Source organism: Ramlibacter sp. 2FC, assembly GCF_005503345.1.
GTDB lineage: Bacteria > Pseudomonadota > Gammaproteobacteria > Burkholderiales > Burkholderiaceae_C > SCMQ01.
On the sequence record NZ_SCMM01000074.1, the window covers coordinates 1 to 14,867 of the forward strand.

18 protein-coding genes are annotated in these 14,867 nt (G+C 69.3%); 12 read left to right on the forward strand and 6 right to left on the reverse strand.

The window, feature by feature from the left end:
- Window positions 1–289: 289 nt before the first annotated feature.
- The 9 genes from FFS10_RS23065 to FFS10_RS20960 all read left to right on the forward strand — a co-directional run bounded on the left by FFS10_RS23065 (window position 290) and on the right by FFS10_RS20960 (window position 5,522).
- A complete protein-coding gene (locus FFS10_RS23065; protein ID WP_283957671.1) occupies window positions 290–595 on the forward strand; it encodes a GIY-YIG nuclease family protein in 306 nt (101 codons plus the stop codon).
- A 217-nt stretch (window positions 596–812) separates the two neighbouring features.
- A complete protein-coding gene (locus tag FFS10_RS20925) occupies window positions 813–1,058 on the forward strand; it encodes a hypothetical protein (protein WP_137896536.1) in 246 nt (81 codons plus the stop codon).
- 237 nt (window positions 1,059–1,295) lie between these two features.
- Window positions 1,296–1,655, forward strand: a complete 360-nt coding sequence (locus FFS10_RS20930; protein WP_137896537.1) for an endonuclease NucS domain-containing protein — start codon at window positions 1,296–1,298, stop codon at window positions 1,653–1,655.
- Between the two features lie 184 nt (window positions 1,656–1,839).
- Window positions 1,840–2,061 carry a hypothetical protein gene (locus FFS10_RS20935; RefSeq protein WP_137896538.1) on the forward strand — a complete coding sequence of 74 codons (222 nt, stop codon included), beginning with the start codon at window positions 1,840–1,842 and terminating at the stop codon, window positions 2,059–2,061.
- Between the two features lie 5 nt (window positions 2,062–2,066).
- Entirely contained in the window at window positions 2,067–2,363 is a 297-nt protein-coding gene (locus tag FFS10_RS23880) for a type II toxin-antitoxin system RelE/ParE family toxin (protein WP_137896539.1), read from the forward strand.
- Window positions 2,364–2,475: 112 nt separating this feature from the next.
- Entirely contained in the window at window positions 2,476–3,171 is a 696-nt protein-coding gene (locus FFS10_RS20945) for an ABC transporter ATP-binding protein (protein WP_137896540.1), read from the forward strand.
- Window positions 3,172–3,256: 85 nt separating this feature from the next.
- Window positions 3,257–4,489: a sensor domain-containing phosphodiesterase gene (locus tag FFS10_RS20950; protein WP_137896541.1), complete on the forward strand. Its 1,233-nt coding sequence runs from the start codon at window positions 3,257–3,259 to the stop codon at window positions 4,487–4,489.
- A 54-nt stretch (window positions 4,490–4,543) separates the two neighbouring features.
- Window positions 4,544–5,023 carry a hypothetical protein gene (locus tag FFS10_RS20955; protein ID WP_137896542.1) on the forward strand — a complete coding sequence of 160 codons (480 nt, stop codon included), beginning with the start codon at window positions 4,544–4,546 and terminating at the stop codon, window positions 5,021–5,023.
- A gap of 4 nt (window positions 5,024–5,027) precedes the next feature.
- Window positions 5,028–5,522 carry a hypothetical protein gene (locus FFS10_RS20960; protein WP_137896543.1) on the forward strand — a complete coding sequence of 165 codons (495 nt, stop codon included), beginning with the start codon at window positions 5,028–5,030 and terminating at the stop codon, window positions 5,520–5,522.
- A 31-nt stretch (window positions 5,523–5,553) separates the two neighbouring features.
- On the opposite strand, the gene FFS10_RS20965 is transcribed toward FFS10_RS20960, so the two are convergent.
- Window positions 5,554–5,835 (reverse strand): hypothetical protein, encoded by a 282-nt coding sequence (locus FFS10_RS20965; protein WP_137896544.1) that lies wholly within the window; start codon window positions 5,833–5,835, stop codon window positions 5,554–5,556.
- A gap of 157 nt (window positions 5,836–5,992) precedes the next feature.
- Here FFS10_RS20965 and FFS10_RS20970 point away from each other — a divergent pair, with 157 nt between their 5' ends.
- Window positions 5,993–7,060: a ribonuclease Z gene (locus tag FFS10_RS20970; protein WP_137896545.1), complete on the forward strand. Its 1,068-nt coding sequence runs from the start codon at window positions 5,993–5,995 to the stop codon at window positions 7,058–7,060.
- Here FFS10_RS20970 and FFS10_RS23715 read toward each other — a convergent pair.
- The 3 genes from FFS10_RS23715 to FFS10_RS20980 all read right to left on the reverse strand — a co-directional run bounded on the left by FFS10_RS23715 (window position 7,012) and on the right by FFS10_RS20980 (window position 8,536).
- Complete coding sequence (locus tag FFS10_RS23715; protein ID WP_283957672.1) at window positions 7,012–7,134, reverse strand: hypothetical protein; 123 nt, start codon at window positions 7,132–7,134, stop codon at window positions 7,012–7,014. The genes FFS10_RS20970 and FFS10_RS23715 overlap by 49 nt on opposite strands.
- Window positions 7,131–7,598 (reverse strand): YbhB/YbcL family Raf kinase inhibitor-like protein, encoded by a 468-nt coding sequence (locus FFS10_RS20975; RefSeq protein ID WP_137896546.1) that lies wholly within the window; start codon window positions 7,596–7,598, stop codon window positions 7,131–7,133. The genes FFS10_RS23715 and FFS10_RS20975 overlap by 4 nt, the downstream gene beginning before the upstream one ends.
- A gap of 131 nt (window positions 7,599–7,729) precedes the next feature.
- Complete coding sequence (locus FFS10_RS20980; RefSeq protein ID WP_137896547.1) at window positions 7,730–8,536, reverse strand: AraC family transcriptional regulator; 807 nt, start codon at window positions 8,534–8,536, stop codon at window positions 7,730–7,732.
- A 97-nt stretch (window positions 8,537–8,633) separates the two neighbouring features.
- On the opposite strand from FFS10_RS20980, the gene FFS10_RS20985 reads away from it, so the two are divergent.
- Window positions 8,634–9,590, forward strand: coding sequence for a DMT family transporter (locus tag FFS10_RS20985; protein WP_137896548.1), 957 nt, complete (start codon window positions 8,634–8,636; stop codon window positions 9,588–9,590).
- 34 nt (window positions 9,591–9,624) lie between these two features.
- Here FFS10_RS20985 and FFS10_RS20990 read toward each other — a convergent pair whose 3' ends face one another.
- Window positions 9,625–10,107 carry an Lrp/AsnC ligand binding domain-containing protein gene (locus FFS10_RS20990; protein WP_137896549.1) on the reverse strand — a complete coding sequence of 161 codons (483 nt, stop codon included), beginning with the start codon at window positions 10,105–10,107 and terminating at the stop codon, window positions 9,625–9,627.
- Window positions 10,108–10,190: 83 nt separating this feature from the next.
- Here FFS10_RS20990 and putA point away from each other — a divergent pair, with 83 nt between their 5' ends.
- Window positions 10,191–13,952, forward strand: a complete 3,762-nt coding sequence (gene putA / locus FFS10_RS20995) for a trifunctional transcriptional regulator/proline dehydrogenase/L-glutamate gamma-semialdehyde dehydrogenase (protein WP_212744166.1) — start codon at window positions 10,191–10,193, stop codon at window positions 13,950–13,952.
- A gap of 18 nt (window positions 13,953–13,970) precedes the next feature.
- On the opposite strand, the gene FFS10_RS21000 is transcribed toward putA, so the two are convergent.
- On the reverse strand, window positions 13,971–14,843 hold the full coding sequence (locus FFS10_RS21000; protein ID WP_137896552.1) for an alpha/beta hydrolase: 873 nt from the start codon (window positions 14,841–14,843) through the stop codon (window positions 13,971–13,973).
- Window positions 14,844–14,867: the final 24 nt, after the last annotated feature.

Here is a 14,867-nt window from a genome sequence, read left to right on the forward strand (position 1 = left end):
GGAAGCGCTGATTAATTCACTTTTTAAGCACCTTATCCTTCATAACTCATTGATTTCATTGAGGCCAAAGGATGTCGAGCCGAATTAATCAGCGCCTCCCTAAGGAAGCGCTGATTAATTCACTTTTTAAGCACCTTATCCTTCATAACTCATTGATTTCATTGAGGCCAAAGGATGTCGAGCCGAATTAATCAGCGCCTCCCTAAGGAACTCGTACGGTCACTGCGTGATTTGTAACCCTGACTGCCTGATCCATGCCAGGCGGCACCATACCGATGCGTACGTTTATGTGGCTTTTTCGGTTAGCGCAGGTCTGGTGAAGGTTGGATACACCTTGAATCTTGACGATCGTATTCGTCAAATTAATCTTCATAAGATGGGGGCTGCGACGGATTGGACGATCTGCGAATCGATTTTTTGCAAGAATGCGGGGCGCATTGAAGTTCAAGTGCAGCGAGTGCTTGCCAAGTTTAGGGTCGATGTCGGATACGGAGCCAAGGAGGGTTCGAGTAGGGAGGTTTTCCAATGCGGCCCCAGAACCGCAATCATTGCGATGCGAAAAGTGGTTCGCGATCAAGCTTTGGCTGGGCAGTGATCAACGCGTACAGGTGTCAAATGCAAGAAGAAAAGAGACCAGGGACATCGCGTATCGTTAGATGCAAGATGCCGGGCTTGTTGCTATTTTCGCGGGCAAACTTTGCTTGCCAGTTTTTCGTATTTGCAGATTCATGGCGTTGACCTTGGCGAGTTATATGTCGGTGGCGTGTCGTCATACATTCGTTAAGTATGCTCAGAAGATTAGAGGAAATTCAATGGAACAAAAAACCACACTGGAGGCGAAGCTTTGTGAGTCAGATCCCATGATTCAGGCGTACGTTCGCGAACTTGAGAAGGCCAATGAAAGGTTAAACGATGAAATCGTGAAGAAGGATGTAAAAGTTATCGGCCTCAGCAACAAAGTAAAAGCACTCGAGAAACAATTGCGCGAAAATAGACCCGAGTTCAAAATCGTGATGAACTTGGGCGATTCAGATCAAGGAGATGAACGGATGCCGTAGGGAAGTTATACCGATGACCCTGAAACACTTCATTGTTGCATCGTTGTTGTTGCTTGGTATCGCCCCGAACGCGCGGTCAGACGACGACGGAGCGACGCTTTTTAGGAAAGTAACTTCAGCAGTCGGCCCTGCAATTTCCCGCCAACCCGCATGAACACTGGTTCTGCAGCGGGTTCTCCCAGCTTCCAATCCCCCGATAATCGCTGCATCCACCGCTGATTCCTGGGAGTTTTTGTTATGCCCGATGGTTGCGAGCGCGCCGATCTGTTCCGCCCACGCTTGGCCGAGATGATCGATCTGCGCCACCCCGTCGGGGGTCATTTCATCGACATCTTGGCAGTCGATAGCGCGGGCGGCTACGTGGTAATCGAGCTGAAGGTTTCTAAGGGGTACGACCGCGTTGTTGGTCAATTGCTTCGCTACATCAGCTGGATCAAAAAGAACCATGCCGGGCCCGGCCAACGCGTCCGCGGCATCATCATCGCCAAGCAGATTAGTGACGACCTTCGTCTCGCTTGTGCGGAAGTGCCGTCGGTCTCCTTATACGAGTACGCGCTGTCCGTTACAGTAAAGCATGTCGCACTCGAGCGCGAATGACGCTTAACCCCATTACAGGGACTTCCCACATAGTCAAGCGGTATCAAGGCCGCGTGACCACCCGTCCACCCCCCACAGGCATCCGCAAGAGCCTGCTCGAGCGTCGCACGGCCGGCCAGCTGGAGATGGCGGGCGTTGGCGGCACAAGCGCCCCTCACCGTGGCGCAGGTGTACGATGTTGGGCATGAAAGTCGCAACTGGCACTGTCGTTGACGGCAAGGTCGTCGTGCGTGGGGAACCGCTGCCCGAGGGTACGGTGGTCACCGTCCTTGCCCGTGAGGCGAGCGAACGGTTCGAGGTTCCTGCCGAGCTCGAGCCGGAACTCCTGGCGTCCCTGGCCGAAGCCGACCGCGGCGAGACGGTCTCCGCCGACGAAGTCCTCGCTCGTCTGCGCCGAATCAACTGAACCTCGTGTACGAGGTCGTCCTTACCAAGCGCGCTGCCGGCCAGATTGAGCGTGCCGCAAAGTGGTGGCAAGAGAATCGCCCTGCTGTGCCTGGCGCGATTGCGGACGATTTCGAGGAGGCCAAGAGTCTGCTCGCCTTCCAACCGGGCATCGGCAGCAGATCGGCGACTGAACGATACCCGCAGCTGCGGCGCCTGTACCTGGACCGTGTCCGATATTTTGTCTACTACGAGATACGCGGCAGCACGGTGGTCCTCCTTGCCTTCTGGCATGAGAGCAGGGGCCATGGGCCAAGTCTGTAAAGCGCCAACTGCCGCCTGGTCCGCTCGAGACGACCGGCTGGCCGTCCAGCGACAAGATGAATGAAGGGGCGAGCCGAACAAGTATTTCCTGCCATCGCCGCAACCCGCCCGCATGACCGCCCCACCCACCCCCATCCTCCGCCTCGACGGTATCCGCAAGAGCTACAACCTCGGCACGCCGGTCGAGGCCGAGGTGCTGCACGGCATCTCGCTGAGCCTGCAGGAGTCCGAGTTCGTCGCGCTCAAGGGGCCTTCGGGCTCGGGCAAGAGTACGCTGCTCAACATCATCGGCCTGCTCGAGCGGCCCACGTCCGGCACCCTGGAGATCGCGGGCCGGTCCGCGCAAGACCTCGACGATGCCGGCCTCACGGCGCTGCGCGGCGCGACCATAGGCTTCGTGTTCCAGTTCCACCACCTGCTGCCGGCCTTCACCGCGCTGGAGAACGTGCTGCTGCCGGCCATCATCGCCCAGGGTGTGGCCAAGCCCGAGGCCGAGGCCACTGCGCGCGATCTGCTGGCGCGCGTGGGCCTCAAGGGCTCGGAGTACAAGCGCCCGGGCGAGCTCTCGGGCGGCATGCAGCAGCGCGTGGCGATCGCGCGTGCGCTGGCGCTGCGCCCGCGCCTGATCCTGGCCGACGAGCCCACCGGCAACCTGGACACCGTGACGGCCGACGAGATCTTCGCCCTGCTGCGCGCCTTCAACCGCGACCATGGCAGCGCCTGCCTGATCGTCACGCACGACCCGCGCCTGGCCGCGCGCTGCGACCGCGTGCTGGAGCTGGTGGACGGGCGGCTGCTGGGGCAGTGAAGGGCCGGCCGCGACTTGACATTGGTCAAGAAGGCGTTTTTTTGCAAGAATCGGCAAAACGTCGATCAGGGGGTGCCCATTGCTCATGCAGTCCTCTCCTCTTGCCGCGAGACAGCCGCCAGGCCTGGCGCGTGCCGACGGGCAGGCCGCCGCTGTGTCGACCGACGAGATCCTCGGCGACGCCCTGCGCGCCGTGCGCACCCAGCTTCAAATGGATGTCGCCTTCGTTTCGGAGTTCGAACGGGGGCGGCGCGTGTTTCGCCAGGTGGATCCGCAGGACGGCGCCTGTCCCGTCAAGGTCGGCGGCTCCGACCCGCTGGAGGAAAGCTATTGCCAGCGCGTGGTGGATGGGCGCCTGCCCGGCCTGATCTGCGATGCGACGCAGAACCCCGAGGCGCTGACGCTTCCTGTGACCACCGCGCTGCCCGTGGGCGCCCACCTCAGTGTGCCGATCCGCTTCAGCGATGGCAGCGTCTATGGCACCTTCTGCTGTTTCAGCTACCAGCCGAATCACTTGCTTGCCGAGCGTGACCTGCGCACCCTGCGCATCCTGGCGGACTTCGCGGGACGTTTGCTCGAAGAGCAGGTCAAGGCCAGGAGGACGCACGAAATCGTGGAGAGTCGGCTCAGGACGGTGCTGAGCGAGCGGCTGTTCGGCATCGTCTACCAGCCGATCTTCGACATCGTGCGGCACCGGGTGGTCGGCCATGAGGCGCTGACGCGGTTTTCCGCGGAGCCTGTGCGCACGCCGGACCGCTGGTTCGCCGAAGCGGCCGAGGTGGGCCAGCTCGAGCGGCTCGAGCTGGCCGTGATCGAAGCCGCGCTCAAGGGTCTCGAGCATTTCCCGCCGGACGCCTATCTTGCGCTCAACATCTCGCCGGAAACCATCCTCGATGGCGAGATGGCCCGGGTGCTCGAGGGCTGGCCGCTTCAGCGCCTGGTGCTGGAGGTGACCGAGCACGCTTCGGTGGCCGACTATGGCCGCATGGCCGCCACACTGGCGCCCTGGCGGCGTGCCGGCCTGCGTTTGGCGGTGGACGACGCCGGCGCGGGCTACTCGAGTTTCCGCCACATCCTCAAGCTCAAGCCCGACGTGATCAAGCTCGACAGCAGCCTGATTCGCGACATCGACAGGGACCAGGACAGTCGCGCGCTGGCCGCAGCGCTGATCCGCTTCGCGCAGGAGACCGGCAGCCAGATCGTGGCCGAGGGCGTGGAGACCGAGGCCGAGCTCGAGATGCTGCGCCGCCTCAAGGTCGACAACGCCCAGGGCTATCTGCTGGGCCGCCCCATGCCGCTCGCCGGCGGCCGGCACTGACCTCCGCCTGGCGCCCGGCCAGAACTTTCGGCCCGGCGGCGATTCGTAATCATCATGGGCAGGCGACGATTCCATCCACTCGGGCTGGCTTGGCTGGCCGTCGTTGTGCTGGCCGCAGCCGCGCCGGCGCAGGCGGAGCAAGGCGGGCGAGGCTTCAGGCAGATCCACGGGCCGGGGCTGCGGCATGCCCAGCCGGCGGGCGGTGGACACAGGCATGTCCATGGGCGCGCCCGCATCGGCATAGGCATCCAGCTGGGGCCGGGCTTCTTCTACCCCTCCTACCCCTATCCCTACCCCGGCTATCACCCGGGCTACTACTCCAGCCTTTACCCGGCTTACGTCTACGGGCCTGCGCCCATCGTCCTGCCCGCCTCGCCGCAGTACATCGAGCGCGGCGACGAGGCGCAGGGGGAGGCGGGCGAGGCGCCCGCATACTGGTACCACTGCGCCGAGCCCGAGGGCTACTATCCCCATGTGGCCGCCTGTCCGGGCGGCTGGCGAACGGTGCCGGCCCAGCCGCCGGCGACGAGGTGACGCGATGAGAAACATCCCCCAGGCGGGTGTGCTGCTGGCGACGCTGCTGCTGGGCGCCTGCGCGGTCGTGCCCAGCGCCCCGAGCGTGATGGTGCTGCCGGGCACGGGCAAGAGCTTCGATCAGTTCCGCTTCGACGACGCCAACTGCCGCAACTACGCCTACGCGCAGGTGGGCGGGGCCGGCACCAACCAGGCCGCGACCAACACGGCGGTCGGCAGCGCGGTGGTGGGCACGGCGGTGGGCGCCCTGGCCGGCGCGGCGCTCGGCGGCGACAGCCGGGGCGCGGCGGCCGGCGCCGGTGCGGGCCTGCTCCTGGGCTCGGCGGCCGGCGCGGGCACCACCCAGCGCATGGCCTACGGCAGCCAGCGCGCCTACGACACGGCCTATGTGCAGTGCATGTACGCGGCCGGCCACCGCGTGCCTATCTATGGCCGCATGGTCGGCCCGCCCGGGCCGGCCTCGCCACCGCCGCCCCCTCCGCCGAGCTATCCGCGGTAGCCGACGGGACGGGCCCGGCTTCCCGATGCGCTCAGAGCCGCACCTGGCCCTGGATGGTGATGCCGGGCTCGATGACCGGTCCGATGATGGGTCCGACCGGCACGGGCACCTGGACCGGCGCTGGCACGACATAGGCGGGCGCGCCGCCCTTGCACTTGCGCTCCTCCTTGTAGTCGCCGTTCTTCTTGAACTTGCGCTCGACCTTGCAGTTGCCGTCCCAGTACTCCTCCTTGTAGCCGCGGTGGTCGGACAGGGCGGTCAGTGGCAGGGCGAGCAGGGCGGCGGGCAGGAGCAGCAGGGGGAGTTTGTTCATGGGGTGTTCGGGGCAAATCGGGCGCAGTTATAGCCGTTATGGGCCCAAAAAGCTGAAAGCGAATGTAGCCACGGCGCGGCGGGTGGCAGCGGTCGCGCCGTCGGAGTAAGCTGGCAGGTCGACGCAATGCCTGCGAGGCAGACGGCCAAGGCAAGCCATGCACCAGCTCTTCGATTCCCGCCTGGTCAACGACCCGTTCGGCGACCCCGGCCTCTATGTGGACCTGCGCGACGAGCGGCGGGGCCTGCTGTTCGATCTCGGCGACATCAAGCCGCTGCCGCCGCGACTGCTGATGCGCCTGTCGCATGTGTTCGTCAGCCACACCCACATGGACCATTTCGCGGGCTTCGACGCGCTGCTGCGCGTGGTGCTGGGGCGCAAGCCCCGCCTGGTACTGACCGGCGGGCCTGGCTTCGTCGCGCAGCTCGAGCACAAGCTGCGCGCCTACACCTGGAACGTGGTGCACCGCTACGCCGAGACCGTGCTCGAGGTGCGCGAGATCGCCACCGACGGGCGCGGCCGCTGCGCGCGCTTTTCGAGCCGCACGGGCTTTGCACGCGAGGACGGCCCGGATTTCGACCTGCAGGGCGACATCCTGCTCGACGAGCCGCTGCTGCGCGTGCGCGGCCGCTTCGTCGACCACGAGATGCCCTGCCTGGCTTTCGCGATCGAGGAGAAGGCGCGCATCCGCGTGGCCAAGGACCGGCTCGCCACGCTCGGCGTGGGCACGGGCGCCTGGCTGCGCGAGCTCAAGCTCGCCATCCTCTCGGGCGCGCCGCCCGAGACGCCGATCGCGCTGCGCTGGCGCGACCGCGGGGGCGAGCATGCGACGACGCGCAGCTTGGCCGAGCTGCGCGATCTGCTGCTCGACGTCGCGCCGGGACGGCGCATCGGCTACGTGACCGACCTGCGCCACACCGAGGCCAACCGGCGCCAGCTCGCGGCGCTGTTGACCGGGGTGGACCTGCTCTACATCGAGGCCGTGTTCCTCGACGCCGAGCGCGACCATGCGCAGCGCAAGAACCACCTGAGCGCGCCGCAGGCCGGCGGCATCGCGCGCGAGCTCGGCGCGCAAGCCGTCGTGCCTTTCCATTTCTCGCCGCGCTACCGCCAGCGCGTGGCCGAGGTCCTGGCCGAGGTGAACGCGGCCTGGGCCGGGCCGGGCACCGCGGCCGCTCAGGACGCGCCCGAGGCCTCGCGCTCGTGGCTGCGCGCGATGCTCTGAAGCCAGGCCACCAGCGGGCGCTTGCCGCGCGCGGCGTAGGCCAGCGCGGCCTCGGCGATCGCGGCGGCGCTCACGGCCGCTGCTTCCGGTAGGTGCCGACCAGCTCGGCCTGCGCGATCACATGGCCGCGCATGGCCTGCTCCACGAGGGCCTTGGTCGGCCGCACCAGCGCCGGCAGGGCCTGGTCCAGCGCATAGAGCTTGAAGAAATAACGGTGGCGCCCGATCGGCGGACAAGGCCCGCTCCAGCCCGGCCGGTGCCAGTCGTTGAGCCCCTCGCGCGCGCCGGCCGGCAGCGGCCGGCCGCCCTCGGGCAGTCCCGAGGCCTGGGGCGGGATGTCGTAGAGCACCCAGTGCACCCAGGTGCGCTGCGGTGCCGCCGGGTCGGGCGCATCGGGGTCGTCGACGATCAGCACCAGGCCCGCGGCCTGCGCAGGCACGTCGCGCCAGCGCAGCGGCGGTGCCAGGTCCTGGCCCTCGCAGGTGTAGCGGGCGGGGATCTCGCCCTGGGGCGCGAAGGCCGGCGAACTCAGGTCCATGGCGTGCTCCTGTGGCCGTTCACCGCCTCGAACGCGGCGGCGGTGCTCACCACCGCAGCTTGCTTGTACGCCCCCGGCGCAGGCTTGGCAAGCCTCGGGCGGGGTGGCGTGGTCCTGCAGCGCGGGCCCCGTCAGCGGCCTGCTCGTGCTCCCCGCCGGTACTCGTCCGGCGTGACGCCCATCAGGCGCCGGAACATGGCGATGAAGGCCGAGGTCGAGGCGTAGCCCAGGTCCTGGGCGATGGCCTCCACGGTCTGGCCCGCCGCCAGCAGGGGCATGGCCTTGACGACCCGCAGGCGCTGGCGCCACTCGCTCAGCGTCATGCCCAGCTCGCTCTGGCAGCGCCGCATCAGCGTGCGCTCGGTGGTGTGCACGAAGGCGGCCCAGCCGGCCACCGAGCGCTCGTCGCCCGGCTGGGCTTCCAGGGCCTGCAGCACCGGCGCCAGCAAGGCGTCGTCCGACGCCGGCAGATAGCTGCCGGCCGGCTCGGCCCGCTCCAGCTGGTCCAGCAGCACCTGCAGCAGCCGTTCCTGGGCCGGCGTTCGCGGCAGGCTGGGCGGGTGCTGCCGCAGCTCGTCGAGCAGGGCCCGCAGCAGGGGGCCGACCGTGAGCGCGCACACCTGCCTGGGCAGGCGCCCGGTCAGCTCCGGCGCCACGTAGAGCGAGCAGTGCACGGCCTCCTGGCGGTTCAGACCGCGGTGCTCCACATCCGGCGGCAGCCACAGGCCGTACTGCGGCGGGATCAGGTAGTGGCCCTGCTGAAGCTGGACTTCCATCACGCCGCTGAAGGAATGGACGAACTCGCCCCAGCGGTGGCGGTGCCGCGGGTAGCTCGCGTCCGCCGGCATGCGCGCGGCCCGGAAATAGATCGGGCTGGGCAGGGCGTCGGTGAACGGCGGCTGGCGCAGTTGCGTGGCCTGGGCTCGGGTGCGGGGCATTTTGACGGCTGGACGGGATCGCTTGTCGTATTTTCGTTATGTGTAGCGGGTGCGTCAAAAGCACAATGCCGGCTCCGACCGCCAGACCGAGACCCGCGTGGACAACCGACAAGCCCTGGACGCCAAGGCCATTGGCCTGATGCTCATGCTGTGCCTGATCTGGGCCCTGCAGCAGATCGTGCTCAAGGCCACCGCCGCAGACATCTCCCCGGTGCTGCAGATCGCGCTGCGCTCGGGCGTCGGCGCGGCGCTGGTGGGCCTGCTGATGTGGCGCCGCGGCGAGCGCCTGGCGCTGGCCGATGGCCCCTGGCGGCCGGGGCTGGCCGCGGGCGCCCTGTTCGCGCTGGAGTTCCTGCTGGTCGGCGAAGGCCTGCGCCACACCTCGGCGGCGCACATGGTGGTGTTCCTCTACACCGCGCCCATCTTCGCGGCCCTGGGCCTGCAATGGAAGCTGCCGGCCGAGCGCCTGGCGCCGCTGCAGTGGCTGGGCATCCTGTTGGCCTTTGCGGGCATTGCCATTGCCTTCCTGCTGCGCGAGCAGGGCACGGGCGAGGACTGGGCCCGCATCCTCCGGGGCGACTTCCTGGGCTTGCTGGGCGGCGTGGCCTGGGGCGCCACCACGGTCGTGATACGCACCACGCGCCTGAGCGGCTTGCCGGCCAGCCAGACCCTGCTGTACCAGCTGGTCGGCGCCTTCGTGCTGATGCTGCCCGCTGCGTGGCTGATGGGGCACACGACATTCCACCCGACCCCCGCGGTCTGGGCCAGCCTGGCCTTTCAGTCCGTGATCGTCTCGTTCATGAGCTTCCTGGTCTGGTTCTGGCTGATGCGCCATTACCTGGCCTCGCGGCTCGGGGTGTTCTCCTTCATGACGCCCTTGTTCGGCGTGCTGCTCGGGGCCTGGCTGCTGCGCGAGCCCATCGAGCCCAGTTTCATCTCGGGGGCTCTGCTGGTGCTGGCCGGCGTGGTGCTGGTCAGCGGGCATGGCTGGCTCAGCCAGGTGTGGCAGGGGGGTGCGAAGACGCGGTTGCTCGAGAGAAGCGATGGGCGCTGAGGGCTGTTGAGGCGGCGCGACCGTGATTCGCTGCTCAGGGCAGGTGCAGCTGCGTCGAGTTCTTCACTTCCTCCATCACCGCGTAGGTGCGCGTCTCGCGCACCCCGGGCAGCTGCCAGAGCACCGAGCCGGCGAATTGGCGGTAGGCGCCCATGTCGGCGCTGCGGGTCTTGAGCAGGTAGTCGAAGCCGCCGGCCACCATGTGGCATTCCATGATCTCGGGGTGCACCTGCACGGCGGCCTTGAACTGCTCGAACACGTTGGGCGTGGTGCGGTCCAGCAGAACCTCGACGAAGACCAGCATGCCGGCGCCGAGCTTGAGCGGGTTCAGCCGCGCCTCGTAGCCCAGGATGTAGCCCTCGCGCGTGAGCCGCTGCACGCGCGCCAGCACGGCCGTGGGCGACAGCGCCACGGCCTCGGCGAGCTTGAGGTTGCTGATGCGGCCGTCCTGCTGCAGGACCTTGAGTATGCGCAGGTCGATGCGGTCTACGCTGGGCGTTTCTAGTGAATTGTTCATTTGAACAGGTCGAATTCGAACATTAATTCGTCTTGATGGCGATCATTATTGCGACATTCTCTAGTTCTGTCGCAAGCCCCGCCATGTCCTCTTCCGCTTCCAACTCCGCCTTCCAGCCCTTCCAGAAAGTCGTCGACGGCCCCCTGCGCCGCGAGCCGCTGCGCGCCGCGATCAGCGCGGCCTGCCGCCTGCCCGAGCCCGAGGTCCTGCCGCCGCTGCTCGAGCGCGCGCGCCTGCCCGAGCCGCTGGCCCAGGCCAGCCAGGCCCTGGCGCAGCGCATTGCCCGGCAGCTGCGCGAGCGCAAGCGCGCCGGCGGGCGTGCCGGCCTGGTGCAGGGCCTGCTGCAGGAATACGCCCTGTCCTCGCAGGAGGGCGTGGCCCTGATGTGCCTGGCCGAGGCCCTGCTGCGCATCCCCGACGCGGCCACGCGCGACGCGCTGATCCGCGACAAGATCAGCGCCGGTGACTGGTACCCGCATGTGGGCCGCAGCCCCTCGCTGTTCGTCAACGCCGCGACCTGGGGCCTGCTGCTGACCGGCAAGCTGGTGGCCACGCACAGCGAGGCCGGGCTGTCGGCCACGCTGGCGCGCCTGACGGCCAAGGGCGGCGAGCCGCTGATCCGCAAGGGCGTGGACATGGCCATGCGCTTGATGGGCGAGCAGTTCGTCACCGGCGAGACCATAGACGAGGCGCTGCAGCACGCCCGGGCCCTGGAGGCCCAGGGCTTCCGCTACTCCTACGACATGCTGGGCGAGGCGGCGCTGACGGCCGAGGACGCCGAGCGCTACCTGGCGGCCTACGAGCAGGCCATCCACGCCATAGGCCGGGCCTCGGCCGGCCGCGGCGTCTACGAGGGGCCGGGCATCTCGATCAAGCTCTCGGCCCTGCACCCGCGCTACAGCCGCGCCCAGTACGCGCGCGTGATGGACGAGCTCTATCCGGTGCTGCGCCGCCTGGCCCTGCTGGCCAGGCGCTACGACATCGGCCTCAACATCGACGCCGAGGAGGCGGACCGGCTCGAGCTCTCGCTGGACCTGCTGGAGAAGCTCTGCCACGAGAGCGAGCTTGCGGGCTGGAGCGGCATAGGCTTCGTGATCCAGGCCTACCAGAAGCGCTGCCCGGCCGTGATCGAGCATGTGGTCGACCTGGCGCGCCGCAGCGGCCACCGTCTCATGATCCGCCTGGTCAAGGGCGCCTACTGGGACAGCGAGATCAAGCGCGCCCAGGTCGAGGGCCAGGAAGGCTACCCGGTCTACACGCGCAAGGCCTACACCGATGTGGCCTACCTGGCCTGCGCGCGCCAGCTGCTGGACGCGCCCGACGCGGTCTACCCGCAGTTCGCCACGCACAACGCCCACACCCTGGCCGCGATCTACCAGCTCGCGGGGCCCGAGAACTACGCGCCGGGCCAGTACGAGTTCCAATGCCTGCACGGCATGGGCGAGCCGCTGTACGAGCAGGTGGTCGGCGCCGTGGACCAGGGCAAGCTGGGCCGGCCCTGCCGCATCTACGCGCCGGTCGGCACGCACGAGACCCTGCTGGCCTACCTGGTGCGCCGCCTGCTCGAGAACGGCGCCAACACCTCGTTCGTGAACCGCATCGCCGACCCGACGATTCCGATCGAGACCCTGGTGGAAGACCCGGTGCGCACGGTGGAGCAGATGGCCGCGCGGGAAGGACAGCTGGGCCGGCCGCACCCAGCCATCCCGCTGCCGCAGGCGCTGTACGGCGGCGCGCGCGCCAACTCGGTCGGCTTGGACCTGGCCAGCGAGCAATTGCTCGACGCCCTGCAGGCCGAGCTGCGCGCCAGCGCCCAGGCGCCCTGGCAGGCCGGCCCCATGCTGGCGCAGGACCTGCCGCCGGCGGCCGAGGCCCGGCCGGTGCGCAACCCGGCCGAGCAGCGCGACCTGGTGGGCTGGGTCGAGGAAGCCGGCGCCGAACATGTGGACGCCGCGCTGGCGCAGGCGCAGCAGGCCGCCGCAGACTGGGCCGCCGTGCCGCCGGACCAGCGCGCCGCGCTGCTCGAGCGCGGCGCCGAATTGCTGCAGCAGGCGATGCCGCGCCTGCTCGGCCTGCTGGTGCGCGAGGCCGGCAAGACCTACGCCAATGCGGTGTCCGAGGTGCGCGAGGCCGAGGACTTCCTGCGCTACTACGCGGCCCAGGTGCGGCGCGATTTCGCGCCCGAGACCCATCGCCCGCTGGGCCCCGTGGTCTGCATCAGCCCCTGGAACTTCCCGCTCGCCATCTTCACCGGCCAGATCGCCGCGGCGCTGGCGGCCGGCAACCCCGTGCTGGCCAAGCCGGCCGAGCAGACCCCGCTGGTGGCGGCCGAGGCCGTGCGCCTGCTGTGGGCGGCCGGCGTGCCGCGTGCGGCCCTGCAGCTGCTGCCGGGGCGCGGCGAGACCGTGGGCGCGCGCCTGGTCGCCGACCCGCGCGTGCAGGGCGTGATGTTCACCGGCTCCACCGAGGTCGCGCGCCTGCTGCAAAAGAGCGTGGCGGGCCGGCTCGACGCCGAGGGGCGGCCGATTCCGCTGGTGGCCGAGACCGGCGGGCAGAACGCCATGATCGTCGATTCCTCGGCCCTGGCCGAGCAGGTGGTCACCGACGTGCTGAGCTCGGCCTTCGACAGCGCCGGCCAGCGCTGCTCGGCGCTGCGCGTGCTCTGCGTGCAGGAGGAGGTGGCGGATCGCGTGATCGCCATGCTCAAGGGCGCGATGGCGCAGTGCCGTATCGGCAACCCCGAGGCCCTGGCGGTGGACATAGGGCCGGTGATCGACGCCGAGGCCCAGGCCGGCATCGAGCGCCACATCGCCGCCATGCGCGCCAAGGGCCATGCGGTGCACCAGCCGGTGGCCGACCCGGCCGGCGCCATGCAGCGCGGCACCTTCGTGCCGCCCACGCTGATCGAGCTCGACGCGATCTCCGAGCTCGAGCGCGAGGTCTTTGGACCGGTGCTGCATGTGGTGCGCTGGCGTCGCCGCGATCTGCCCGCGCTGATCGCGCAGATCAACCGCACCGGCTACGGCCTCACGCTGGGCGTGCACACGCGCATCGACGAGACCATCCACCAGGTGGCGGCCGGCGCGCATGCCGGCAACTGCTACGTCAACCGCAACATGGTTGGCGCCGTGGTCGGCGTCCAGCCCTTCGGCGGCGAGGGCCTGTCGGGCACCGGCCCCAAGGCCGGCGGCCCGCTCTACCTCTACCGCCTGCTGTCGCGCCGGCCCGAGGATGTGATGCGGCGCGCCATTGCGGCCTCGGCCGAGCCCGCGGCCCAGGAGCGTGCCCCGGAGGGCGCGGACGCCGCGCTGCGGGCGCTGCAGCAATGGGCGCGGCACAACGGCCGGGCGGCGCTCGCGGTCCAGTGCGCGCACTACGCGGCCCTGTCGCGCAGCGGCAGCGCCTGCACCCTGGCGGGCCCGACCGGCGAGCGCAACGTCTACCGCCTGGTGCCGCGCGAGGCCGTGCTCTGCCTGGCCGGCAGCGAGGAGGACCGGCTGGTCCAGCTGGCGGCCGTGCTGGCCGTGGGCAGCCGGGCGGTCTGGCCGGCCGAGGCGGGGCCCTTGCGCGAGCGCCTGCCGGCCGAGCTGCAGGCCGCGATCGCGCTGGCGCAGGACTGGGGCGCCGCCGCCGTGGCCTTCGACGCGGTGCTGCACCACGGCGAGGCCGAGGCGCTGCGCGAGGTCTGCCGCCGCGTGGCCCAGCGCCCCGGGCCCATCGTGGGCGTGCAGGGCCTGGCCCCGGGCGAGACCGCGCTGCCGCTGGAGCGCCTGGTGATAGAGCGCGCGCTCAGCGTCAATACCGCGGCCGCCGGGGGCAACGCCAGCCTGATGGCCATAGGCTGAGCGCAGGCCAGGCGCGGCTCAGGCCAGGAAGTCCGCCACCGCCTGCAGCACGCCCCCGTCCTTGAGCAGGCGCCGGTGGCCCAGGCCCTCGGTCGCGAGCAGGCGCGCACCCGGGATGGCCTGGGCATAGGCCTGGCCGTCGGCGAAGCGGTTGACCCGGTCCTGCCGGTCGTGCACCACCAGGGTGGCGGCGCCGATGCGCGGCCCCACGGCGGCGGGCTCGAACCGGGCCATCAGCACGGCCTCGCGCGCCTCGATGTGGCTCTGCATGGCGGCACGCGTGGTCTCGCTCAGACCGAACACCTGTGCGAAAAGCCGCGTGAACGCCTGGGGCGAGGCCGGCGGCGCCAGCAGCACCAGGCGCGCCAGGTCCAGGCCGCGGCTGGCCGCGTAGGCGCCGGCATTGGCCGCCAGCGAATGCGCGACGACGGCCTGCGGCGCCCGGCCCTGCTCGCGAAGGCGGGCGCAGACATAGTCGATGGCGCGCGCGAACTGCGGCAGGTTGCTGGTGGCGCCAGCGCTGCGGCCATGCGCCGGCATCTCGAGCAGGATGGGGCGCAGCCCGCGCGCCTGCAGCGCCGCGGCCAGCGGCAGCCAGGCCGCGGCATGGTCGCCCCAGCCATGCACCAGCAGCACGAAGGGCCCGGGCGCAGGGTCAGCGGGCTCGTACAGGCCCAGGCTGGCGCCCTCGAAGGGCCAGGCGCTGCGGCGCCAGCCGGCGGCCCAGGGTGGCCGGCGTGCCAGCCAGCGCGGCGGCCAGGGCGTGCCGAACAGGCGCGCAGCCGCGCGCACGGCCAGCGTGGGCCACAGGCGTTGCGACGCCGCCATGCCCCAGCGCAGCAAGCGGGTGCTCGGGCTGGTGCGGGCGTAGAAGTCGGATTGGAGGGGCAGGGCGGCGTCGCAACGCCTGGGGCC

Bases quoted from the DNA above. Each gene is read 5' to 3' on its own strand.
- FFS10_RS20925 (WP_137896536.1), top strand. From the start codon at position 813: ATGGAACAAAAAACCACACTGGAGGCGAAGCTTTGTGAGTCAGATCCC.
- FFS10_RS20930 (WP_137896537.1), top strand. From the start codon at position 1,296: ATGCCCGATGGTTGCGAGCGCGCCGATCTGTTCCGCCCACGCTTGGCC.
- FFS10_RS20935 (WP_137896538.1), top strand. From the start codon at position 1,840: ATGAAAGTCGCAACTGGCACTGTCGTTGACGGCAAGGTCGTCGTGCGT.
- FFS10_RS20945 (WP_137896540.1), top strand. From the start codon at position 2,476: ATGACCGCCCCACCCACCCCCATCCTCCGCCTCGACGGTATCCGCAAG.
- FFS10_RS20950 (WP_137896541.1), top strand. From the start codon at position 3,257: ATGCAGTCCTCTCCTCTTGCCGCGAGACAGCCGCCAGGCCTGGCGCGT.
- FFS10_RS20955 (WP_137896542.1), top strand. From the start codon at position 4,544: ATGGGCAGGCGACGATTCCATCCACTCGGGCTGGCTTGGCTGGCCGTC.
- FFS10_RS20960 (WP_137896543.1), top strand. From the start codon at position 5,028: ATGAGAAACATCCCCCAGGCGGGTGTGCTGCTGGCGACGCTGCTGCTG.
- FFS10_RS20965 (WP_137896544.1), bottom strand. From the start codon at position 5,835: ATGAACAAACTCCCCCTGCTGCTCCTGCCCGCCGCCCTGCTCGCCCTG.
- FFS10_RS20970 (WP_137896545.1), top strand. From the start codon at position 5,993: ATGCACCAGCTCTTCGATTCCCGCCTGGTCAACGACCCGTTCGGCGAC.
- FFS10_RS20975 (WP_137896546.1), bottom strand. From the start codon at position 7,598: ATGGACCTGAGTTCGCCGGCCTTCGCGCCCCAGGGCGAGATCCCCGCC.
- FFS10_RS20980 (WP_137896547.1), bottom strand. From the start codon at position 8,536: ATGCCCCGCACCCGAGCCCAGGCCACGCAACTGCGCCAGCCGCCGTTC.
- FFS10_RS20990 (WP_137896549.1), bottom strand. From the start codon at position 10,107: ATGAACAATTCACTAGAAACGCCCAGCGTAGACCGCATCGACCTGCGC.
- putA (WP_212744166.1), top strand. From the start codon at position 10,191: ATGTCCTCTTCCGCTTCCAACTCCGCCTTCCAGCCCTTCCAGAAAGTC.